This is a genomic window from Stenotrophomonas sp. YJH_SMC_57 (assembly GCF_059369755.1).
The window spans coordinates 307,909-330,040 of the sequence record NZ_JCAFSZ010000005.1 but is presented as its reverse complement, the minus strand read 5'-3'; the positions used below and the strand labels follow the sequence as shown (position 1 = coordinate 330,040).

At 67.3% G+C, this 22,132-nt stretch carries 19 protein-coding genes; 12 read left to right on the top strand and 7 right to left on the bottom strand.

Annotated elements, in window-relative coordinates; translation table 11 throughout:
• Nucleotides 1–68 precede the first annotated feature (68 nt).
• Nucleotides 69–1,679 carry an MASE1 domain-containing protein gene (locus tag AC5P7U_RS08925; RefSeq protein ID WP_006429168.1) on the top strand — a complete coding sequence of 537 codons (1,611 nt, stop codon included), beginning with the start codon at nucleotides 69–71 and terminating at the stop codon, nucleotides 1,677–1,679.
• 112 nt (nucleotides 1,680–1,791) lie between these two features.
• Here AC5P7U_RS08925 and AC5P7U_RS08920 read toward each other — a convergent pair whose 3' ends face one another.
• Nucleotides 1,792–2,178, bottom strand: coding sequence for a hypothetical protein (locus AC5P7U_RS08920; RefSeq protein ID WP_230078928.1), 387 nt, complete (start codon nucleotides 2,176–2,178; stop codon nucleotides 1,792–1,794).
• A gap of 201 nt (nucleotides 2,179–2,379) precedes the next feature.
• Between AC5P7U_RS08920 and AC5P7U_RS08915 the strand changes: the two genes are divergently transcribed.
• Nucleotides 2,380–3,723, top strand: coding sequence for a diguanylate cyclase (locus AC5P7U_RS08915; RefSeq protein ID WP_006429166.1), 1,344 nt, complete (start codon nucleotides 2,380–2,382; stop codon nucleotides 3,721–3,723).
• An 85-nt stretch (nucleotides 3,724–3,808) separates the two neighbouring features.
• Complete coding sequence (locus tag AC5P7U_RS08910; protein ID WP_006429165.1) at nucleotides 3,809–4,270, top strand: bacteriohemerythrin; 462 nt, start codon at nucleotides 3,809–3,811, stop codon at nucleotides 4,268–4,270.
• On the opposite strand, the gene AC5P7U_RS08905 is transcribed toward AC5P7U_RS08910, so the two are convergent.
• A complete protein-coding gene (locus tag AC5P7U_RS08905) occupies nucleotides 4,251–5,552 on the bottom strand; it encodes an MFS transporter (RefSeq protein ID WP_006429164.1) in 1,302 nt (433 codons plus the stop codon). The two genes, AC5P7U_RS08910 and AC5P7U_RS08905, sit on opposite strands and share 20 nt — an antisense overlap.
• 147 nt (nucleotides 5,553–5,699) lie before the next feature.
• Here AC5P7U_RS08905 and AC5P7U_RS08900 point away from each other — a divergent pair, with 147 nt between their 5' ends.
• Entirely contained in the window at nucleotides 5,700–6,341 is a 642-nt protein-coding gene (locus tag AC5P7U_RS08900) for a hypothetical protein (protein ID WP_197564588.1), read from the top strand.
• Nucleotides 6,342–6,401: 60 nt separating this feature from the next.
• Here the strand turns inward: AC5P7U_RS08900 and AC5P7U_RS08895 are convergent, their stop codons facing one another.
• A complete protein-coding gene (locus AC5P7U_RS08895) occupies nucleotides 6,402–7,898 on the bottom strand; it encodes an aldehyde dehydrogenase (protein ID WP_006429104.1) in 1,497 nt (498 codons plus the stop codon).
• A 104-nt stretch (nucleotides 7,899–8,002) separates the two neighbouring features.
• Here AC5P7U_RS08895 and aptA point away from each other — a divergent pair, with 104 nt between their 5' ends.
• The 7 genes from aptA (at nucleotide 8,003) to AC5P7U_RS08860 (ending at nucleotide 16,557) form a co-directional block, all read left to right on the top strand.
• Complete coding sequence (aptA, locus tag AC5P7U_RS08890; RefSeq protein ID WP_414547022.1) at nucleotides 8,003–9,355, top strand: omega-aminotransferase AptA; 1,353 nt, start codon at nucleotides 8,003–8,005, stop codon at nucleotides 9,353–9,355.
• Nucleotides 9,356–9,418: 63 nt separating this feature from the next.
• A complete protein-coding gene (locus AC5P7U_RS08885) occupies nucleotides 9,419–10,297 on the top strand; it encodes a ParB N-terminal domain-containing protein (RefSeq protein WP_308309031.1) in 879 nt (292 codons plus the stop codon).
• Between the two features lie 118 nt (nucleotides 10,298–10,415).
• The gene (locus AC5P7U_RS08880; protein ID WP_414555213.1) at nucleotides 10,416–11,702 is read left to right on the top strand and encodes a DUF445 domain-containing protein; all 1,287 of its coding nucleotides are present in this window, start codon (nucleotides 10,416–10,418) and stop codon (nucleotides 11,700–11,702) included.
• Between the two features lie 274 nt (nucleotides 11,703–11,976).
• Nucleotides 11,977–14,178: a TonB-dependent siderophore receptor gene (locus tag AC5P7U_RS08875; RefSeq protein WP_495221007.1), complete on the top strand. Its 2,202-nt coding sequence runs from the start codon at nucleotides 11,977–11,979 to the stop codon at nucleotides 14,176–14,178.
• A 107-nt stretch (nucleotides 14,179–14,285) separates the two neighbouring features.
• Nucleotides 14,286–14,600, top strand: a complete 315-nt coding sequence (locus tag AC5P7U_RS08870) for a DUF3649 domain-containing protein (RefSeq protein ID WP_133934245.1) — start codon at nucleotides 14,286–14,288, stop codon at nucleotides 14,598–14,600.
• Nucleotides 14,597–16,231 (top strand): PepSY-associated TM helix domain-containing protein, encoded by a 1,635-nt coding sequence (locus AC5P7U_RS08865; RefSeq protein ID WP_495221006.1) that lies wholly within the window; start codon nucleotides 14,597–14,599, stop codon nucleotides 16,229–16,231. The genes AC5P7U_RS08870 and AC5P7U_RS08865 overlap by 4 nt, the downstream gene beginning before the upstream one ends.
• A complete protein-coding gene (locus AC5P7U_RS08860) occupies nucleotides 16,228–16,557 on the top strand; it encodes a DUF3325 domain-containing protein (protein WP_006429006.1) in 330 nt (109 codons plus the stop codon). Before AC5P7U_RS08865 ends, AC5P7U_RS08860 begins: the two co-directional genes overlap by 4 nt.
• 123 nt (nucleotides 16,558–16,680) lie before the next feature.
• On the opposite strand, the gene rlmKL is transcribed toward AC5P7U_RS08860, so the two are convergent.
• Nucleotides 16,681–18,819, bottom strand: coding sequence for a bifunctional 23S rRNA (guanine(2069)-N(7))-methyltransferase RlmK/23S rRNA (guanine(2445)-N(2))-methyltransferase RlmL (rlmKL, locus tag AC5P7U_RS08855; protein ID WP_180878290.1), 2,139 nt, complete (start codon nucleotides 18,817–18,819; stop codon nucleotides 16,681–16,683).
• Nucleotides 18,820–18,964: 145 nt separating this feature from the next.
• Nucleotides 18,965–19,492 (bottom strand): hypothetical protein, encoded by a 528-nt coding sequence (locus AC5P7U_RS08850; RefSeq protein WP_495221005.1) that lies wholly within the window; start codon nucleotides 19,490–19,492, stop codon nucleotides 18,965–18,967.
• 72 nt (nucleotides 19,493–19,564) lie between these two features.
• Between AC5P7U_RS08850 and AC5P7U_RS08845 the strand changes: the two genes are divergently transcribed.
• Entirely contained in the window at nucleotides 19,565–20,131 is a 567-nt protein-coding gene (locus AC5P7U_RS08845) for an N-acetylmuramoyl-L-alanine amidase (RefSeq protein ID WP_495221004.1), read from the top strand.
• A 287-nt stretch (nucleotides 20,132–20,418) separates the two neighbouring features.
• Here the strand turns inward: AC5P7U_RS08845 and AC5P7U_RS08840 are convergent, their stop codons facing one another.
• Entirely contained in the window at nucleotides 20,419–21,321 is a 903-nt protein-coding gene (locus AC5P7U_RS08840) for a sulfurtransferase (RefSeq protein WP_197564116.1), read from the bottom strand.
• Nucleotides 21,318–22,130, bottom strand: a complete 813-nt coding sequence (locus AC5P7U_RS08835) for a CoA pyrophosphatase (RefSeq protein ID WP_053512056.1) — start codon at nucleotides 22,128–22,130, stop codon at nucleotides 21,318–21,320. Before AC5P7U_RS08835 ends, AC5P7U_RS08840 begins: the two co-directional genes overlap by 4 nt.
• Nucleotides 22,131–22,132: the final 2 nt, after the last annotated feature.

The following is a 22,132-nucleotide window of genomic DNA, read 5'->3' as shown; positions in this document are numbered from 1 at the left end:
GATACCGTCCCCCCAGAACCGGGTCCCGCGGCGAATGGATACTGACAGGGAACGTGCTAGAGGGAGAAGTGCGATTGAACTGGTGGAATGAAGGTCTGCAGTTGAAGTTGCGTATCCGCCCGGCGGGGCTAGCGCTTGCGCTGTTGTATGCCATCGCGTGCTGGGCGTCTCGCCAGTTGTCGCTCGACCAGTTCTACCTGCCCGCCGGCGTCCGCGTGGCTGCAGTGCTGTTGTTCCCCCCTCGCTGGTGGCCGTACCTGCTGCTCGGCGAATACGCCTACTTTGCGCAGATGCGCGTGCCAATGATCGAGAAGTATGGGCTGGCCTGGATAGTGCTTGGTTCGGCGCTACTGATGCCTGCAGTGATGCTGATCGTGCATCTGCACCGGAAGATGATGGTCACCACGAAGAACGCGTGGCTGATTTCAGTTGCGGCGGCATCGGCGCTGGTGGTCACGGCGCTCAATCTGATGTTGGCACACCTTCTGTGGCCGACACCACCGGATATGCCGGTGCTTGCCAGCATCGCGCGCCTGGTCGTTGGCGACTTCATTGGCATACTGACGCTTGCACCGCTTGCGTTGCTGTGGACACGCCGGACCGGCAACGCCCGTTGGACATCAGGCTTCACTCCGCCTGCACTCGCTGCACTGACGTTGATGACGATGATTGGCCTGTATGCCGCACAGCTCCCGCTGGACGAAGCCAACGCCAAGACGTCGATGCAGCTGCTGATGGCGCTGCCGGTCGTCGTGCTCACCTGCCTGTATGGCTGGAGAGGTGCGGCGATCGGCGTACCGTCGCTCAACTTGATCATTGGTCTGACCACACCAAGCCCCTATACCGGTGCGTTCGATCCAGCCGCGTTCGCGACCCAGCAGATCATGGCGGTCACCGGCGCTGCACTGCTGGTGCTGGGGTCGCGCATTACCCACTACTACCACCGTTCGAGATTGGGCGAAGTGGGTGAAAGAGATGCGCTCAAGCACGCGCGCAATTCACTGGTGGCAAGCGAGCTTGATCTCCGTGAGCGCGCGCGACACCTGAGGAAGCTGGGGGACGGCATCGACACATCGCTCAGCGAGGTGGTGAATTGGCTCAATGCACAGGGCCATCCCACGATAGCGAACAGTCTCCTGCATATGGCTTCGGTCCATTCACGACAGTTCCGTGAACAGACCAGCATGGTCTACCCCGCCGCATTGGAACATCTTGGGCTCTACGTCGCCCTACAGGCCGGCGGCGTACGTAAAAGCTGGGATCTGAGTCATCGCGTGATGCGCCCTTGCTTGCTCGGTGATCCCTGTCAGCTCAGCGTCGGCCTGCAGCTTGCCGCCTATCGCGCTCTCACCGATGCCGTTTCACTGTTGATCAACAGTGAATCAGGTCAGATCAGCATCCGCGTGCGTTGTGGCAGGAGAGGAGAACGCCGCGGCATCCTGATGACGGTCGCACTCCTGGATTCGTACCGCAGCCTGTCACCGTCCACTTGCACCGCCACGGTCGAGCGCTTGGCTGGCCGGACGATTGCCTATGGCGGAACAGTGCAGTGCCATCGGAATCGGATACGGATGGCGATGATGGAAACGGGTGACTCCGCTGCCATCGGCATTGCATCATTCAACGCTATGGATCACGTAACGGCCTCGGGACAGGGAAACTCGCAGACCCAAACCTGATGGCCGATGCCCGCCAAAGGGCAGCCCTTACCGCAATCACCCTCTAACCGCGTTCATCGCGGCAAGTGCAGCGGCGCGGGATATCCCCACACCGCTGCGCACTTCAGCGTCTTTACGGTGTTTCAACCGACCAGATGACCTCGCCGCCACTACGATAACGCACCAGTGAAAAATCACTGCCGCTGTAGATCTGCGAGCGGCTGGCGCCTGCCGGTATCTGGATTTTCTGCTGGGGCAGCGAAACCTTAGCCAGATTGTCGCCTGCCGGCAGCACCCAGTATGCCCCCCCTGCGTTGCCGATGATCAGCTGCACGTTTCCGAGGAGGTCGTTCACCTGCAAATAGGTGATGCCGTCACGCTGGAATCCATAGAGCTGCCAGCTGGGATCCTGGCTGAGATTGACCGCAGCCGGACTTGCCTGCCCCAATCCAGCCGTAGCCAATGGCTTTCCATGAAAATCCGAGGGACCGCCCGCGATTGCCGGGGCAGCGGCAAGCATCAGAAATCCAGTAGCCGTACCAAAACATGAAAATCGCACAGTGACCTCCAGGTCGAAGTTGAAGTCGAGAACCTCCAGCTGATACTAACCGCTTCCCATCTGAGCAATGGGCCAAACGACGAGTACGGACGCTTTCGTCCTAAAGTTGCACTCGAAACTGCCGCTATCCGTGCCGAGCCCTCCCTCGTGAGCCACCGCATCATGCCCGTCCTGCCGCAGGCCGCCGTCGATGGCGACCTGGCCGATCCGCTGCCACAGCGGATCCTGCTGGTCGAAAACTCCCGTGCTTTCACTGGCATGCTGCGCGAGGCCATCGAGCAACGCCTGGAACTGCCGGTGGTGATCGCCTCCACCCTGGCCGAGGCCGACCGCCTGCTGAGCGAGGATGGGGGCTGGTTCCTGGTGCTGACCGGGCTGGTACTGGCCGACGGCGACCGCGATGCGGTGGTCGAGTTCTTCCTCAAGCGCGGCCTGCCGACCGTGGTGGTCAGCAGCGTCTACGATGAAGACCTGCGCAAGCGCGTGCTGCAGCAGCAGATCATCGACTACGTGCTGAAGAACACCCCCGGCAGCATCGATTACCTGGTCTGGCTGGTGCAGCGGCTGGAACGCAACCGTCGCATCGCGGCCCTGGTGGTGGACGATTCGCCCTCCGCGCGCGGCTATGCCGCGGCCCTGCTGCGCATGTACGGCCATGAGGTGCACGAGGCCGCCGACGGCAACGAAGGCCTGGCAGCGATCGAGGCGCACCCGGCGATCCGCCTGGCGGTGGTCGACCAGGAGATGCCCGGCATGCAGGGCGTGGAATTCACCCGCCGCCTGCGTACCCTGCGCTCGCGCGACAAGGTGGCGGTGATCGGCATCTCCGGCAATACCGATGCGTCACTGATCCCGCGCTTCCTGAAGAACGGCGCCAACGACTTCCTGCGCAAGCCTTTCTCGCGCGAGGAGTTCTTCTGCCGGGTCTCGCAGAACGTGGACCAGCTGGAACTGATCGGCACCCTGCAGGACCTGGCCACCCGCGATTTCCTCACCGGCCTGCCCAACCGCCGTTGCTTCCTTGAGCAGAGCCAGCGCCAGCTGCCGCAGCTGCAGCTGCACGGCCAATGCGTGGCGGTAGCGATGATCGACATCGATCACTTCAAGCACATCAACGACACCTACGGCCACGAAGCCGGCGACGATGCACTGCGTGCGGTAGCCGGCGCGGTGGCCGCGCACGCGCGCAGCCAGGACCTGATCGCGCGCTTCGGTGGCGAGGAATTCTGCCTGCTGGTGCCGGACATGGAACAGGACGAGGCGCTGCTGTACTTCGAGGAACTGCGCCAGCGCATCGCCGCGCTGGAAGTGGACATCGGCTCGGCCACGCTGCGCATGACCGTCAGCATCGGCCTGTGCTGCCTGCGCCCGCAGCGTGATGCGCTGCACCGGCTGATCTCCGAGGCCGACCGCCAGCTGTACCTGGCCAAGGCCGGCGGCCGCAACCGGGTCAGCTGCACCACCATGGCCAGTCCGCTGCGCCCACGCGAGCCCGCCCTGCCCTGACCGGCACGCCTTGATCCAGATCAACGCCGCCCGCGCGCTGCGGTTCTACAGTCGGCCCCGACATACGCATGAAGGGGAGCCGGGGATGGCACTACTGGTCTGGCAGGACGATCTGAACATCGGCATCGATGTGATCGATCAGCAACATCGCCGCATCATCGAGATGCTCAACCACCTGCACGTGGCCCAGGCCAGCATGCAGCGTGCGGCGGTGGGCGAAGTGATCGATGAAGTGGTCGACTACACCATGTCGCACTTCGCGTTCGAGGAAGAGCTGATGGAGGAGGCGGGTTATCCGTTCTGTGCCGCGCACAAGCGTGTGCATGAAGTCTTCATCAAGCGCGTGGCCGAGTACCGGCTGCGCTTCCAGGCCGGCGAGGACATCAGCGACGAGCTGCGTACCATGCTCTCGCGCTGGCTGTTCAACCACATCCGTGGCGATGACCAGGCCTACGCCGAGCAGGTCAAGGCGCACCTGAACCAGTTCGCCCGCGAGCATCAGGGCGGCGGCTGGCTGGGGCGCACGCTCAAGCGCTTCTTTGGTTGAGCCGCAGTGCGCGCCGGTGCAGCGCCACCAGCGCGCACAGCGTCGCCACCGCGGTCAGGCACAGGTAGTAACCCACCGCGACCAGGCCGAAGTGTTCGGCCAACCACGTGGCCAGGTACGGTGCCGGGGCCGCGCCGAGGATGCCGGCCAGGTTGAATGACAGCGACGCGCCGGTGTAGCGCACCTCCACCGGGTAGATCTCGGCCAGGAAGGTGCCGCACGGCCCGTAGGTCAGGCCCATCAGGAACAGGCCCAGGCACAGGAAGCCAGTAACCAGCCACGGGCTGTGCGGCTGGAACAGCGGTGCGAACAGCACGCCGAATCCGACGATCAGCACGCTGGCCACGATCATCGTGCGGCGCGTGCCCCAGCGGTCTCCGTAGCGTGCCGACAATGGGATGCCCAGTGCGAAGAACAGCATGCCGGCCATCTGCATCAGCAGGAACTGTTCGCGGCTGTAGCCCAGCACCGCGGTGCCATGGCCGAGGCTGAACACTGTCATCAGGTAGAACAGCACGAAGGTGGCGAACGCCCCCAGCGTGCCCAGCAGCATCGGCACCGGATGGTCACGCAGCACCGTCAGCATCGGCAGCCGCACCGGCGACTTGCGCTCCAGCGCCTTCTTGAAGTCGGGGGTCTCGTGGATGTTCAGGCGCACCCACAGGCCCAGCCCGACCAGCAGCGCGCTGGCCACGAAGGGAATGCGCCAGCCCCATTGCAGGAAGTCGTCCTGGCTCAGGCAGCGGCCCAGCACCAGGAAGATGCCGGCCGACAGCAGGAAGCCCAGCGGTGCGCCCAGCTGCGGGAACATGCCGTACCAGGCGCGCTTGCCCGGTGGTGCGTTCTCGGTGGCCAGCAGCACCGCCCCACCCCACTCGCCCCCCAGGCCCAGGCCCTGGCCGAAACGGCACAGCGCCAGCAGCGCCGGCGCCCACAGCCCGATCTGCGCATGGGTCGGCAGCAGGCCAATCAGTACCGTGGACAGGCCCATGGTCAGCAGTGCGGCCACCAGGGTGGCCTTGCGGCCGATGCGATCACCGAAGTGGCCGAACACCGCCGAGCCCACCGGCCGGGCGATGAACGCCACCGCGAAGGTCGCCAACGACTGCAGCAGTGCCGCCTGTTCGCTGCTGTCCGGGAAGAACAGGTGCGGGAACACCAGCACCGCGGCCGTGGCGTAGATGTAGAAGTCGAAGAACTCGATGGTGGTGCCGATCAGGCTGGCCAGCAGGACACGGCGGGGGGAATTCACGGGCGGTGCGGCAGCGCGGGTCGTCGACATCGGCAACACGGGTAACGGTGGATCGCCCGATTCTGCCACGGGCCGGTGGCCGCACGGGACGATGGTTTCAGCCGACACCGATGCCAACGAAATTTTTCAGGCCGCCCGCTAGGCTGCGCCACCGGTCCCTGCATGGAAGCTTCGCCGATGGCTGCAGTCGCGTTGCCGTGGTCCGATTCCCCGAAGCTGCCGCGCATGGCGGCGTGGCTGGTGGTGCTGCTGGTGCATGGCCTGATGGCGCTGTGGTTGTGGGGCAGTGGCCGGATCGTGCTGCGCGCTGACGATGGCGCACGGATCTCGTTGCGCTGGCTGCCACCGGAGCTGCCGGCGCCGGCGCCGTCACTTCCGGCGTTGCCCTCCGTACCGATGACGCGCCGGGCTGCATCGGTGAAGCCCCACTCTGCCCCGATCGCGCAGGCAAGTACCGCACTGCCGGCCGAAGAGGCTCCGGCGGCAGAGGCGCCGCTGATCCTGGGCCTGCCTGCGGGCAGCATCGACGGTGGCGACGGCATCAGCGCCGCGGGAGTCGCGCCACGCCTGATCGGTCGCCGCGAGGTGCATGCTGCGTTCGCGCCGCGCCGCAACTACTTCCGCATCCGCCGGCAGATGACCCCCGAGCAGATCGTGCACGGCGTGGCGCAGCTGCTGGGGCTGTGGCCGCCCGGGTATATCGTCGACCCTTGCGAGCTGGGGAAGCAGGATATGGACTATTTCCAGAATGTGGTCGAAGAGGCAGATCGCGACCTGTTGCGTGCTGCGGTGCTGCAGGTGAGCACACGCTGCCGGTAGCGTTCCCCAAAGAGCAGTCGAGCGTGGCTCGACTCTACAGAAGCGCGGGCAGACCCGACGCTACAACTGGATCCAGGTGGCCTTGATCTCGCTGTACTTGTCGAACGCGTGCAAGGATTTGTCGCGCCCATTGCCCGACTGCTTGTAGCCACCGAAGGGGGCGGTCATGTCGCCGCCATCCCAGCCATTCACCCACACGCTGCCGGCGCGCAGCTGGCGTGCAACGCGATGCGCGCGACCAAGATCACGTGTCCACAGGCCGGCAGCCAATCCATAGCGGCTGTCGTTGGCCAGGCGCACGGCTTCAGCTTCGTCATCGAAACCGAGCACGGCCAGGACCGGCCCGAACACTTCCTCGCGCGCCAGGGCCTGCTCGGGCCGTACCTGGTCGAACACAGTGGGCTGCACATAGCAGCCGCCCGCTTCCACCTCGGCGCGATGGCCGCCCAGCATCAATCGGGCGCCCTCGCCTTCGGCACGCGCGATATCGCCCATCACCTTGTGCAGATGCGCGGCATCGACCAGCGCACCCATCGGTGCGTCGGCTTCCAGCGGGTGGCGCGGCTGCATGTGCTGGCCATAGGCCACCACCTGGTGCACGAAATCCTCGCGGATCGAGCGTTGCACCAGCAGCCGCGAGCCAGCAGTGCAGACTTCCCCCTGGTTGAAGAAGATGCCCTGCGCCACGCCCTTGGCCGCCGCATCGAGGTCGGGGGCGTCGGCGAACACCACGTGCGGGCTCTTGCCGCCGCATTCCAGCCAGACCCGCTTGAGGTTGGATCGGCCAGAGTATTCCAGCAGCTTCGCGCCCGTGGCGGTGGAGCCGGTGAAGGCCAGCACGTCCACGTCCATGTGCAGGGCCAGCGGTTCGCCGACGCGCGCTCCATGGCCGGGCAACACGTTCAGGACCCCGTCCGGCAGGCCCGCCTCGGCGGCCAGTACCGCCAGCCGCAGCGCACTCAGCGGCGATCGTTCCGAAGGTTTGAGTACCACTGAATTGCCCATCGCCAGCGCCGGCGCGATCTTCCAGCAGGCCATCAGCAACGGGAAGTTCCACGGCACGATGGCCGCCACCACGCCGGCGGCCTCGCGCGTGACCAGCCCCAGTTCGTGCGGGCCGGTGGGCGCGATCTCCCCGTACAGCTTGTCCACCGCTTCAGCGGTCCAGCTCAGGCAGCGCACCACGCCGGGCAGGTCGATGCGCCGCGCATCGCGCACCGGCTTGCCCATGTCCAGGGTTTCCAGCAGGGCCAGTTCGTCGGCGTGCGTTTCCACCAGCGCAGCCAGCGCCAGCAGCACGCGCTTGCGATGCGCCGGGCTGGCCTGCGACCAGTGGCCCGCATCGAAGGAGCGGCGGGCCGCCAGCACGGCACGCTCCACATCCTGCGCGTCGCAGTCGGCGACCGCACCCAGCACGCGACCGTCGATCGGGCTGATGCAGTCGAAGCGGGCGCCGCTGGCAGCGTCGACCTGGCGGCCGTCGATGAAGGCCTGGCCGGGCATCGACAGCTGGAGCGCCAGCGCCTGCCAGTGGCTGCGGTCGGGGAAATCGGCCATGGAACACTCCTGCAATCAACCAGCCTTGCTTATACCGGGGCCGCCGCGACTTCGCCGTGACGCAGCTGCGCTACATTCATCGCATCGCACCCGATGGAGCTGGCATGAAGCGTCCCGAAAGCGACCTGCACGACCTGGCCACCCAGCGTCCCGAATCCCTGGACGCGTACTGGATGCCGTTCACCGCCAATCGCCAGTACAAGGCGGCGCCGCGTGTGCTGGTACGCGCCGAGGGCATGCACTACGAAGATGTCGACGGCCGCCAGATCCTCGACGGCACCGCCGGCCTGTGGTGCTGCAACGCCGGCCACGCGCGGCCACGCATCGTCGAGGCCATCGTCGAGCAGGCCCGCACGCTCGACTATTCACCGGCCTTCCAGATGGGCTCGCCGCCGGCCTTCGCACTGGCGCAGCGGCTGGCCGCACTGGCGCCGGCCGCGCTCAACCATGTGTTCTTCACCAGCTCCGGGTCCGAGGCGGTGGATACCGCGATGAAGATCGCGCTGGCCTACCACCGCCAGCGTGGCGAAGGCCAGCGCACCCGCTTCATCAGCCGCGAGAAGGCCTACCACGGGGTCGGCTTCGGCGGCATGGCACTGGGCGGCCTGCCCAACAACCGCAGGGCATTCGGCCTGCAGCTGGGCGGCGTGGACTATCTGCGCCACACCCTGGACCTGCAGCGCAATGCATTCAGCAAGGGCCTGCCACGCCAGGGCGCGGAGCTGGCCGATGACCTGGAGCGGCTGATCGCGCTGCACGATGCATCGACCATTGCCGCGGTGTTCGTTGAACCCATCGCCGGTTCAGCCGGGGTGATCCTGCCCGCACCGGGTTACCTGCAGCGGCTGCGCGAGCTGTGCGACCACCACGGCATCCTGCTGGTGTTCGATGAAGTGATCACCGGCTTCGGCCGGGTCGGCATGCCCTTTGCCGCACAACGCTTTGGGGTCACCCCGGACCTGCTGACCTTCGCCAAGGCGGTCAGCAACGGTGCGGTGCCGCTGGGCGGCGTGCTGGCCAGCGATGCGGTGCATGCCGCGTTGATGCAGGCGCCCCCGCAGGCCATCGAGCTGTTCCACGGCTACACCTATTCGGGCCATCCGCTGGCCTGCGCAGCGGCGCTGGCCACGCTGGAGGTCTATGCCGAGGAGCGCCTGTTCGAGCGCGCCATCGAGCTGGGTGAATACTGGCAGGAGCGGTTGCACGCCCTGCAGGGGCTGCCCAACGTGATCGATATCCGCAACTTCGGGCTGGTCGGTGCGGTGGAGCTGGCGCCACGCCGGGACACCCCCGGCAGCCGCGGCTACGAGGTGTTCCGCCGCTGCTTCCACGACGGCCGGCTGCTGGTGCGCTGTACCGGCGACATCATCGCGTTGTCGCCGCCATTGATCGTGGACAAGCCGCAGATCGACCAGATCACCGGCATCCTCGGCGAGATGATCCGGGCCACCGCCTGAGTCCGGATCGGCGGTGGCGAGCAGGTACAATGGACGGTTCCGCTCCTGCTCGCTGCCGTGCCCATGGATATCGTCGTCAAAGAAGAACTCAAGGCCTACATCGACCCGCTGACTGCGGACGAACATGACGCGCTGGAGCGCAGCATCCTGGCCGAAGGCTGCCGCGATGCGCTGGTGCTGTGGGGCGATGTGCTGGTCGACGGCCACAACCGCTTCGGCATCTGCCAGAAGCACGGCCTGCCGTTCAACACCGTGCAGAACACCCGCTTCCAGAGCATGGAAGACGTGCACCTGTGGATGATCGAGCAGCACCTGGGCCGTCGCAGCGTTTCGGACTTCCAGCGCGGCGTGCTGGCGCTGCGCAAGCGCGACATCCTGGCTGCCCGCAAGCAGGTCGAGCAGGCGCAGCTGCAACGCGAGAGCGACGGCACCGCCGAGATTGTCGAGGACGCTGGCGAAGACAGCCCGCCGTGGGAACCGGCGCCGAAGATCAGCCGCGCCGAGCTGGCCCGCGAAGCCAAGCTGAGCACCAGCCAGGTCGGCATGATCGAGCGCATCCACGCCCAGGCCGCGGCCGAAGTGGTGGAAGCGGTGAAGGCCGGCGTGATTTCGATCAGCGCCGCCGCAGCCGTGGCCGACCTGCCCGAGGAAGAGCAGCGCGCCGCCGCCGCCGGTGGCAAGGATGAACTGAAGCAGGCCGCCAAGCGCGTGCGCGAGTCCAAGCGCAAGCCGCGTGCCCCGAAGCCGGACGCGGCCGAGATGGACTTCGAGGAGCCGGATGAGGACGCGATCGCCAGCCGCGACGCCGAAGTGCTGTCGGCCCTGGAGCAGCTGGGCGAGGACGCACCGGCGCTGCGTCGCCGCGTCGTCGCGTTGACCCGCGAGAATGACACCCTGCGCGCGCAGCTGGCCGCGCTGCGCAAGCAACTCGAAGCGCTCTGAACCAGCGGGTAGTGCCGGCCGCTGGCCGGCAACCCCATGAACGTTCCGGGTGCGTTGCGGATGCCGGCCAGCGCCCGACACTACCCGATGCTCATGCAGGGCCGGATAGACTTCGGGCATGACGCCTGCCAACGATCCGCGCCGCGCACAGCTGCGGCGCCTGAAAGCCCTCGCGCTGGGCCTGCTGCTGTTGATGCTGGCCGGATTCGCGGTCAGCCACTGGCAGGGCGAGCGCGGCATCTGGGCCTGGGTCTCGGCCTTCTGCGAGGCCGCCGCCGTGGGTGCGCTGGCCGACTGGTTCGCCGTCGTCGCGCTGTTCCGGCGGCCGATGGGACTGCCCATTCCGCACACCGCGATCATCCCGCGCAGCAAGGAACGCATCGGTGACAGCCTGGCGCTGTTCGTGCGCGACCAGTTCCTGGAACCGGGCGTGCTGTTGGCCAAGCTGCAGGTGTTCGATCCGGCCAGCCGCCTGGGCAGCTGGCTGGCCGATCCGGCGCGTTCGCGGATGCTGGCCGACATGGCGCGCGGCTGGGCGTTGCAGGCACTGGATTTCTTCGACGAGACCGCCGTGCGCCGGCAGCTGCACGGTTTCGTGGTGCAACAGCTGCGGCAGTGGAATGCCGCCGCCACCGCCGGCGAGCTGCTGGCCCTGCTGACCGCCGATGGCCGTCATCAGCGCGTGCTGGACGAGGGCCTGCAGCGGCTGGGGCGCTGGCTGGAGCAGGCGGAAGTGAAGGAGCGCGCCTCGCAGCTGATCGTGCGCTACATCCAGCGCGAATGGCCGACGCTGTCGAGCACGGTGAACTGGGTCAAGCCGATCGACGAGATCGGTGACAGCCTGGCCGAGCGCCTGGCGCGCGCGGTGCTGGAAGAACTGCAACAGGTGCTGGCCGAGCCGGAGCATCCGCTGCGCCAGGACTATGAGCGCTGGCTGCAGGCCTACGTGCAGCGCCTGCGCGAAGACCCGGCGCTGGCCGAACGCGTCGAACAGCTCAAGCAGGAAATGATCGACCACCCTGCCCTGCAGGAGTACGTGCAGGGGCTGTGGGCGCGCATCCATGCCAGCCTGCGTGCCGACCTGCAGCGCGACGACTCCGCACTGGTCGGCCACCTGCAGCGCAGCCTGGCCTCGCTGGGCAGCAGCCTGCAGGCCGACCCCGCCCTGCGTGAGGCACTGAACCAGCACCTGCTGGAAGGCGCGCAGCGCCTGACCGAGCGCCTGCGCGAGGGCGTGACCACGCATATCGCGCAGACCGTAAAGGGCTGGGACGAGCGGCACCTGGTCGAGCAGCTGGAACTGAGCGTGGGCCGCGACCTGCAGTTCATCCGCTTCAACGGCACCCTGGTCGGCGGGCTGATTGGCCTGCTGCTGCATGCGGCGACGGTGATCTTCCGGTTCTGAACGCGCGCCTCGATCCACCGGCTGTAGTCGTCACGCTTGATTAACGAAATGCGAATGCCTATCATTTGCTAATCGGTTGTACGCTTAGCCAAGCGGGGCACGGATGCACGTACCCACCCGCCCCTTCGCCCGTGTACATCCCCCGACTACCGGGTCGCCTGCACTGCGCGGGTGGCGCACCGTCGATGGGGCTCGCTGGGCGACGTGCGCGGAGCGCATGGCGACTGTACCTGCGCATTCCATCGCCTGATTCGTCCTGCATGGAATCGCACTGATGGCAATGCCGCTGAACTCCCCCCGTCCCACCGTGTTGGCCCTGGCCGTGACTGCATTGATGATCGCCCCGCTGGCCCACGCCGACGGCACTGCCGATCCTTCCGCGCGCACGCTGGATACGGTGAAGGTGACTGCCGATGGCGAGATGCCCGGCAGCTATACGGTGAAAGGCGCGCGCACCGCGACCAAGCTCGACCTGTCGCTGCGCGAGACGCCGCAGTCGGTAACGGTGGTTACCCGCCAGCGCCTGGATGACATGGGCCTGTTCTCGCTGTCGGACGTGATGGGCCAGGTGACGGGCGTCAGCGTGTCGGTCACCGACAGCGAGCGCATCAACTATGTCTCGCGCGGCTACACCATCGACAACTTCCAGATCGACGGCATGCTCAACACCTTCGGTGGCTCGATCAAGACCAACACCGACAACGTGATCTACGAGCGCATCGAAGTGATCCGCGGCGCCACCGGCCTGACCACCGGCGCGGGTGATCCGTCCGGCACCATCAGCATGATCCGCAAGCGGCCGACCGACACTTTCCAGATGGGCGCCAACCTGACCCTCGGCCGCTGGAACAACCGTCGCCTGGAAGCCGACCTCGGCGGCCCCGTCGCCTGGGACGGCCGCATCCGCGCACGCATCGTGGCCGCCAAGCAGCAGAGCGACTCGTTCCGCGATGTCTACAGGCTCGACAAGGACGTGTTCTACGGCATCGTGCAGGCCGACCTGAGCGACAGCACGCTGTTCGAAGTGGGCTACGAGTACCAGTCGCCGCACACCACCGGCGTGACCTGGGGCGTGGTGCCGTACTGGGGCGCCGACGGCGCACCGGCCAACCTGCCGCGCTCGACCAACCTTTCTGCGTCCTGGAGTGCCTGGCCGATCGTGGAGAAAACCAGCTTCGCTCGACTGGAACAGCAACTGGGCAACGGCTGGTCGGTGAAGGGCAACGTCAGCCACGCCGTGCGCGATACCGATGGCAGCGTCTGGTACGGCGCGGCCGGCTACCCGCGCGCCGACGGTACCGGCGTGACCGCCTACATTTCGCACTTCAACGAACACAGCACGATGGACGTGTTCGACATCAACGTGGGCGGGCCGTTCAAGCTGTTCGGGCGCGAGCACGAGCTGGTGTTCGGCCTCGGCCAGTCGGTGCGCAAGGGTGAGTCCGAGGCCACGTCGTTCGATTCCAGCGCACCGGGCTACGCGCAGGTGCCCGACTGGCGTCACTGGACCGGCGAGGTACCGGTACTGCCGGTGACCCGCTTTGGTCGCCTGTCGTCACAGGACGAACTGCGCCAGCGCGCCGCCTATGTTGCCGCCCGACTTCGCCTTGCCGATCCGTTGCTGGCCGTGGTGGGCGCCCGCTATGGCAGCTGGGAAACCCGTACCTGGGCCTATGGCTATGATGCCGCCGGCAACCGCAACAGCACCAAGCGCAGCGGCTACAAGCCCGACGACATGCTCACCCCGTATGCCGGCCTGGTGTACGACTTCAACTCGACCTTCAGCGGCTATGTCAGCTACACCGACATCTTCAAGCCGCAGAAATCCCGCGACCGCAACGGCAACTACCTGGAGCCGGTGGTCGGCGACATGTATGAAGCGGGCGTCAAGGCCGAGTTCTTCGGCGGCCTGCTGAATGCTTCGGCGGCGGTGTTCGAAGGCAAGCAGGACAACGTGGCCGAGATCGATGATTCAGTGCCGGTGAACTCGCTGCCCGATGGCAGCCAGGCCTACCGATCCACCGGCAAGGGCAACAAGGTGAAGGGGTGGGAAATCGAGACCCAGGGCAGCATCGGCGAGCAATGGAACGTCTCGGCGGGATTCGCCCATACCGTCATCCGCAACAAGGACGGCGTGCTGCAGCGGACCACAGCCCCGCAGGACACCTTCCGCCTCAACGCCAGCTGGCGCCCCGGCGGTATCGATGGCCGCTTCTGGCTGGGAGGCGGCGCCACCTGGCAGAGCCGCATCTGGAACACCAGCACCAAGGCGGATGGCAGCAAGGCCAATATCACCCAGGACGCGTTCTACCTGCTGAACCTGGCCGGCGGCTACCGCTTCAACGAGAACTTCAGCGCGCAGCTGAACATCAACAACCTGCTGGACAGGAAGTATTTCAACAACGTCGGTTTCTACAGCGGCGTGTACTGGGGCGAACCACGCAACGTGACAATGACGCTGCGCTGGAAGCTCTGACCCCCGATGGATGGCACCGGTTCTGCGACCGGTGCCCGGCCATGGATGGCCAACCCCGGCGCGCTGCGGTGCGCCGGTCCCTTTTCACTGAAACCAGCAGGAATGCCGTGGACCGCTCGCCCGCAACCGCCAGCCCCCGCACCTTCTTCTCCAACCCACGCTGGGGCGTGCTGTCACGCTCGCTGGCCGCGATCTTCGGCGGCTACGCGCTGGCCTCGGTGACCAGCGTGTTCTGCGCGCTGGCGCTGCCCGGCGCGCGCGGCCAGACCGTGCTGACCGGCATGCTGCTGGCGATCCTGGTGGCCGCCTGCGCAGCGCTGTGGGCGTTCGCCACCCGCACTGCGCTGCGCGCCTGGGTCGGCATCCTGGTCCCCACCCTGCTGATGGCCGCCGTCGCGCGCCTGCTGGGGGCCTGGGCATGAAGAACGGATTCCGCCAATCGATGGCCTGGCTGCACACCTGGACCGGCCTGCTGGTCGGCTGGCTGCTGCTGCTGATCTTCATGGCCGGCACCGCCAGCTACTACCGCGAGGAAATCAGCCGCTGGATGCGCCCGGAGCTGCCGGCCAACAAGGTCAGCATCGACGTGGCCGCGCAACGCGCGGTGGACTACCTGCAGGCCAACGCCAGCCAGGCCGAGAACTGGTTCGTCACCCTGCCCCAGCCGCGCAACCCGGCCATGCAGATGTTCTGGCGGCTGCCGCCGGAACTGGCCGATCCCAGCCGTGGCCGGCGCGGTGGTTTTGGTGATGCCACGCTGGACCCGAACACCGGCCAGGCCCTGAAGGCGCGCGAGACGCGTGGCGGAGATTTCTTCTACCGCCTGCACTTCGACCTGCATTACATCCCGGTGCTGTGGGCGCGCTACCTGGTCGGCTTCTGCGCGATGTTCATGCTGGTGGCGATCATCACCGGCGTCATCACCCACAAGAAAATCTTCAAGGACTTCTTCACCTTCCGCAAGGACAAGGGCCTGCGGTCGTGGCTGGATTTCCACAACGTCAGCGCGGTGATGGCACTGCCCTACCACGCGATGATCACCTACACCGGCATCGTCACCCTGATGATCATGTACCTGCCGTGGGGGGTGAAGGTGGCCTACCCGCAGGACGAGGACAAGTTCTTCAGCGAAGCCTTCGGCGGCATGCCGGAGGTGACCGCGCCGGCCGAGGGCCGCGCCACGCCGCTGCCGATCGCGCAGCTGCTGGACAACGCGCGTGCGCACTGGCATGGCGTGGAAGTGGCCGGCTTCACCGTGTCCAACCCGGGCGCGGCCAATGCGGTGATCGACATCCGCCAGCGCGACGGCAAGCGCCTGTCCACCGACACCCCGGCGCTGCGCTACGACATGATCAACGGCACGCTGCTGGAAGAGACGCCGCCCTCCGGTGGTGCCACCGCCACCCGTGGCGTGCTGTATGGCCTGCACCTGGCCCGCTTCGCCGACTGGGGCCTGCGCGCACTGTTCTTCCTGTCCGGCCTGGTCGGCTGCCTGATGGTGGCCAGCGGCGTGGTGCTGTGGGCAGTGAAGGAACGGCCCAAGCACGCCAAGAGTGGCCGCATCGGCTTCGGCCTGCGCCTGGTCGATGCACTGAACATCGGCACCGTGGCCGGCCTGCCGATTGCGTTCGCCGCCTACTTCTGGGGCAACCGCCTGCTGCCGCTGGACATCGCCGAGCGCTCCAGTGCCGAGGCCAATGTGTTCTTCTACGCCTGGGGCGCGGCGCTGCTGGCCGCCTTCATCTGGCCGAAGCGGATGATGTGGGCCTGGCAACTGTACCTGGGCGCCGCCGCGTTCGCGCTGGTGCCGGTGGTCAACGCGCTGACCACCCATGCGCATCTGGGCGTGACCCTGCGCAACGGTGACTGGGTGCTGGCCGGCGTCGACCTGTCGATGATCGCGTTTGGTGCGATGCTGGCGCTGTGTGGATGGCGCATGCAGCGCTGGACGCCGCCGCTGTCTGCCGCCGAGAAGAAGAAGCGTGCCGCGGCGGCGGCTGCCAAGGCTCCGGTTGATGCTGCGGAAGCTGCCGAAGCGGAGGCCAGCGCATGATGCTTCTGGCGTTGACCCTGTCGTTCTCCGCGTTCACCGCACTGTCGCTGGCGATGGAAAAACACCAGCACGACCTGCATGGCAAGGCGGCAGCCTCGCCAGCACGGCGCACGCAATTTCGGGTGCTGGGCTGGGCCCTGCTGGCGGTGGCATTCGCGCTGTGCGTGGCCGACCATGGCTGGGCGATGGGCCCGGTGCTGTGGCTGGGCACGATGACGCTGGGCGGCGCGGTGTTGTCGTTCGGGTTGTACCCGTACCGGCCGAAGTGGATCGCCGCGCTGGCGATCGCGCTGCCCGCGGCCGGGCTGCTGGTAGCGGTGCTGTAGCCACCATCCACGCGTGGCGTGGATCTACCGGCCAGACAGGGGTAGTGCCGGCCGCTGGCCGGCATCCCATGATCCCTCTGCGGATCTGTCACCGTTGCCGGCCAGCGGCCGGCACTACCGGACTTACCCCAACCGCTTCAATTCCCACGCGCGGTGGATGCGCGCGTTGCGCTCGAAATCCGGGCCGATGGTGCGCGCGGTGATCTCGCGGCACTGGGCGAACTCGGCGATGGCGTTCTCTTCCAGCTTGAAGCGGCGGAAGTTGTTGGAGAAATACAGCACGCCACCCGGCGCCAGTCGTGCCACTGCGGCGCGCAGCAGCTTCAGCTGTTCGCGCTGCACGTCGAAGTCGTCGGCGCGCGCGGAGTTGGAGAAGGTCGGCGGGTCACAGAAGATCACGTCGTACTGCCCGCGGTCGCCTTCCAGCCACGCCATGGCGTCGGCCTGCACCAGCAGATGCTGGTTGCCGCCCTGCCCGTTCAACGCCAGGTTGTCGTAGCACCACTGCAGGTAGGTGGCCGACAGGTCGACGCTGGTGGTGCTGGCGGCACCGGCCACAGCCGCCTGCACGCTGGCCACGCCGGTGTAGCAGAACAGGTTGAGGAAGCGCTTGCCCCGCACCTGCTCGGCCATCATCCGGCGCAGCGGGCGATGGTCGAGGAACAGGCCGGTATCCAGGTAATCGAACAGGTTCACCTGCAGCAGCGCGTTGTTCTCACGCACCACGATGAACTCGTCGCGCTGTTCGAAGCGGCCGTACTTGCTGCCGCCCTTGCCGCGCTCGCGCGACTTCATCGACACCTGTTCCGGCGGCACGCCGAATACTTCACGCGCGGCCGCCAGCAACTCGTTGCGGCGACGGCGCACGTCGTTCTCCGGAATCGCCGCCGGCGCGGCGTATTCCTGCACATGCAGGAAGGTGCGGCGCTGGCCACCGTCTTCTTCATAGACGTCGATGGCCGCAGCGTACTCCGGCAGGTCGGCATCGTAGGCGCGGAAGCAGGTGATGTCCTCGCGGGCGCGCCAGCTCTTGAACTTCTTCAGGTTCTTGCGCAGGCGGTTGGCCACCATCTGCGCACCTTCGCTCAGCTCGCGCGGCTGCGCCGGGTCGCGGCCCGGCACGGCGATCGGGTCGCAGACGATCAGCGCGCATTCCAGCGCACCATTGAACATCTGGTACTTCTTGCCGGCGCGCAGGCCAGTGGCGAAGGCCAGTTCGTCGTTGCCGCACAGCAGGCTGGCGCGCCACTGCGGCACCGCCTTCTGCAGGGCATTGCCCAGCGCGCGGTACAGCGCCGGATCGGCCGCCAGGCGCTCGTCGTACGGCGGGTTGCAGACCACCGCGCCGATCTCCTGCTCCGGCGCGGCCAGGTCGGCCACGTCGGCGCGGGTGAAGCGGATCGCATGGGCAACGCCCGCTACTTCGGCGTTCTCGCGCGCCGCCTGGATCGCGGTCGGGTCGATGTCGCTGCCGTGGATGACCGGCTTCAACGCTGCCAGGCCGGCCGCTTCGCGGTCACGTGCCTCGCTCTGGATGGCCTTCCAGGCGGCCTTGTCGAAGCCCAGCCAGCGGCTCGGCGGCAGGCTGCCGTGGCGCATCAGGCCGGGGGCAACGTCGGCGGCCATCAGCGCGCCTTCGATCAGCAGCGTGCCGCTGCCGCACATCGGGTCCAGCAGCCCACCACCGGCGGCGTGCAGGCGCGGCCACTGCGCGCGCAGCAGCAGCGCGGCGGCCAGGTTTTCCTTCAGCGGCGCCTCGTGGGCAGCGCCGCGCCAGCCACGGCGGTGCAGCGGGCCGCCGCCCAGGTCGATCGACAGCGAGGCGCGGCCCTTGCGCAGCGACAGGTTCACGCGCACATCCGGCAGGTCGGTGTTGACCGAAGGGCGTTCCAGGCCTTCGTCACGCATGCGGTCGACGATGGCGTCCTTGATCCGCTGCGCCGCGAATCGGGCGTGGGTGATCTTGTCGCCGGACACGTGTGCGTCCACCGCCAGGGTCATCTCCGGCTTGATGTGCTCGTGCCACGGCAGCGCACGCACGCCGTCGTACAGGGCCTGCTCGTCCGGGCACTCGAACTCGTCGATCGGCCACAGCACGCGGCTGGCCAGGCGCGACCACATGACGATCCGCAGCGCCTGCTCCAGTTCGCCGTCGGCGTTGACGCCGGCAATGGTGGCGGTGGCCTTGCCAAGGCCCAGGGCCGACAGTTCATCGGCAAGCAGGTATTCCAGGCCCTTGGCGCAGGAGACGAAGAATTTCACGGGATCGGTTCGCAGGTGGTCGGGCGCGGCACAGGGGCCGGGCCAGTCGGAAAGGAGGGCCGTAGGCACGGCCGGCAGGCCCGCGCCGGGGGCGGCGGGGCTGCCATTGTAGTCAAAGCGGGCGGGCGCGCCGTGCGCCCGGGCTTCACAGCTGGCGCAGCAGGCGCTCGAACGCCTGCGCGGAGGCCTCCACGTGGTGCTCAAGGCGGTGCCCATCATCGACCAGCAGCAGCTGCGCCGAACGCGCCTGTGCCCAGGTAATGACCCCGGCGGCTGGCACCACCTCGTCGTGCCAGGCCTGCACCACCGTGGTCGGTACCGCGGCGGCATCCAGCGCCGGCATCGGGCCCATGGTGGTCGGCGGCACCATCAGGAACAGGCCGGCCACCGGCACCTGCAGCGAGGCGATGGCGGAAATGTAGGCACCGAGGCTGGAGCCGGCCAGCACCACCGGCCCCTGCCCGGCGGCAATGGCGGCACGCTCGACCAGGCGCCGCAGGCGGGTCGGCACGTCGCCCACCCGGCTGACCTCGCTCATCGCGTCCAGGTCGGTGTAGTCGGGGCGTTCATGGGTCCAGCCCAGGCGTTGTGCCACCTCGGCCAGCGCGGTGACCTTGGTCGCGTCCGGGCCGCTCTCGAAACCGTGCGACAGGATGCAGTGACCGCGGCTCATGCGCGCGCTCCGCGCGAGCGGGCCGATGAGGAAGGGGAAGGCAGGTTCATACCGCAATGCTAGCATCGCCGGATGCCCAACCCGCTCCTGCCCGGCCTGCAGCTGCAGCCCCTGCCCTACCACGACCGCCTGCCGCTGCGCGACCCGGCCACGCTGGAGATGGTGGTGATCCACTGCACCGAACTGCCCGACCTGGCGATGGCCCGCGAGTACGGCGAGCGCGTGCTGTACGACAGTGGCGCCGGCAACAGCGGCCACTTCTACATCGATCGCGACGGTCGCGTGGTGCAGTACGTGGCACCGGAACGGGTGGCCCACCATGTGCGCGGCATGAACGCACATACGCTGGGCATCGAGCTGGTCAATACCGGGCGTTACCCGCACTGGTTCGACAGCCGCCACCAGGCGATGGACGAGCCGTACACCGAGGCGCAGCTGGTGGCACTGGAGGCGCTGCTGCTGGCGCTGGTGGCGCGCTATCCGTCGCTGCAGCGGATTGCCGGGCACGACCAGCTGGATCTGGAGCAGGTGCCGGCCAGTGATGATGCGGCACTGACGGTGGCGCGCAAGCGTGATCCGGGGCCGTTGTTCCCGTGGGCGCGGATTCTGGCGAAGGTGCCGCTGCAGGGGTTGGGGTGAGGGTTTGCAGGGCTGCGCCCTGCAGCTGCAGAGGCGACGTCAACGTCAACGTCAACGTCAAAAGCAGGCTATCCGTGGGTTGGCGGGGTGGGTCCGGTCGCCGCATTCATGCGGCTCACGCCCCCGCAACCGGACCCAGCCCGCCTTCGACAGATCTCTGCTGCTGTTGGTAGGTGTCGACCTTGGTCGACACGGTAGATCCACGCCATGCGTGGATGAACGTCGAATCGTTCGGAATGGGCTCTTGTAGAGTCGAGCCGTGCTCGACTGCTCCTGGCCCGGATTACTCAGGCGCCGGTCGCCACCGGGCGGCTGCTGTCGCTGACCCAACCACTCCAGGAATCGGCATAGATGCGTGCGCCGGACAACCCGGCCGATTCCATCGCCAGCAGCAGGTGGCAGGCGGTGACGCCGGAGCCACACATCAGCACCACCTGTTGCGGATCACGGTTGCCGATCACGCCCTGCAGTTCGGCGCGCAGTTCCTGTGCATCGCGCAGGCGGCCGTCGAGGACATTCAAGGCGAACGGACGGTTGACCGCACCCGGCACGTGGCCGGCGACCGGGTCCAGCGGCTCCACTTCGCCACGGAAACGTTCGCCCGCACGGGCATCGACCAGCCAACCCGGCGCGTGCTTCAACCGCGCAGAGATTTCATCGGCATTGGCGATCTGGGTGGTATCGAAACGTCCCGGATAGGCCGGCAGCGCCGTTACCACCTCCTGCCCGGTCGCCAGCGGATGGCCGGCAGCCTGCCAGGCGGCGATTCCGCCGTCGAGCACGGCGACCTTGCTGTGACCAATCAGGCGCAGCAGCCACCAGAGCCGCGCGGCGGCCATGCTGCCGTCGCTGCCGTCGTAAACCACGACCTGGGTGTCCGGGCCGATGCCCCATTGGCCCAGCTTCGCGACGAAGGCGTCGCTCTCCGGCAGCGGATGGCGGCCATGGCCGACGCGCGACAGGTCGGACAGGTCGCGATTGAGATCGGCGTAGACCGCACCCGGTATGTGCCCTGCAAGGTACTGGCCGCCACCGGCCTGCGGGTCGGCCAGCGATGACCGCGCATCGACCACGCGCACCGCCGTGCTGGCGGTTGCACGCGCGTCCACCACGCGCACGCCCTCACCCAGTGCAGCGGCCAGGGTGGCGACATCGACCAGGGTGGTCCACGGCGGATCGATCAGCTTCATTGCACTTGCTCCAGGCGGCGACGCAGGTTGTAGAGGATGGCCGCGGTCGCGCCCCAGATGCGCTGGCCCGGCCAGCCGTATTCGAGGACGTGGCGGATGCGGCCGCGATGATTGATTTCGACCTGGCGCAGGTTGTCGGCGGCCATCAGGTAATCCAGCGGCACCTCGAACACCTCGGCCACTTCGCTGGGTTGTGGCACCGGCACGAAGTCCGGATCGACCACCGCCACCACCGGCGTGACGCGGTAACCGGTGATCGTCACGAAGGGATCCAGATAGCCCAGCGCCTGCACCTGGCCGGGCGCCAGCGCGATTTCTTCCTGGCTCTCACGCAGCGCAGCGGCCAGTGCATCGCGGTCGTCCGGTTCGGTGCGACCGCCGGGGAACCCGACCTGGCCGCCATGGGTACGCAGGGTTTCGGTACGGCGGGTGAGGATCACCTGCGCACCGTTGGCGCGCGGCACGATGCCGGCCAGCACCGCCGCTTCCACCGGAGGTCCCGGCGGCAACAGGTCGATCAGTTCACTGCGGTTCCAGCCGTCGCCAAGCGGCGGCACGGCCAGCGGATGCAGCGCGCGCATCAGGCGTTCGTGGTCGGCCAGTGAGCCGCGCAATGATTGCTGGAGCTGTTCGCGCAGCGGTTGCACGCGATGCAGGATGCGGCTGCGTTCCTCGTTGCTCATCGACGACCACCGCGCGATCTCATCGAGATGCCGCCCGCAGCCGGCGCACCGCCGGTCCGGATCCAGCGTGCACACTCCGATGCAGGGACTTGCGACAACACGCGCCGATTCTTCCGTTGTTTGCACCC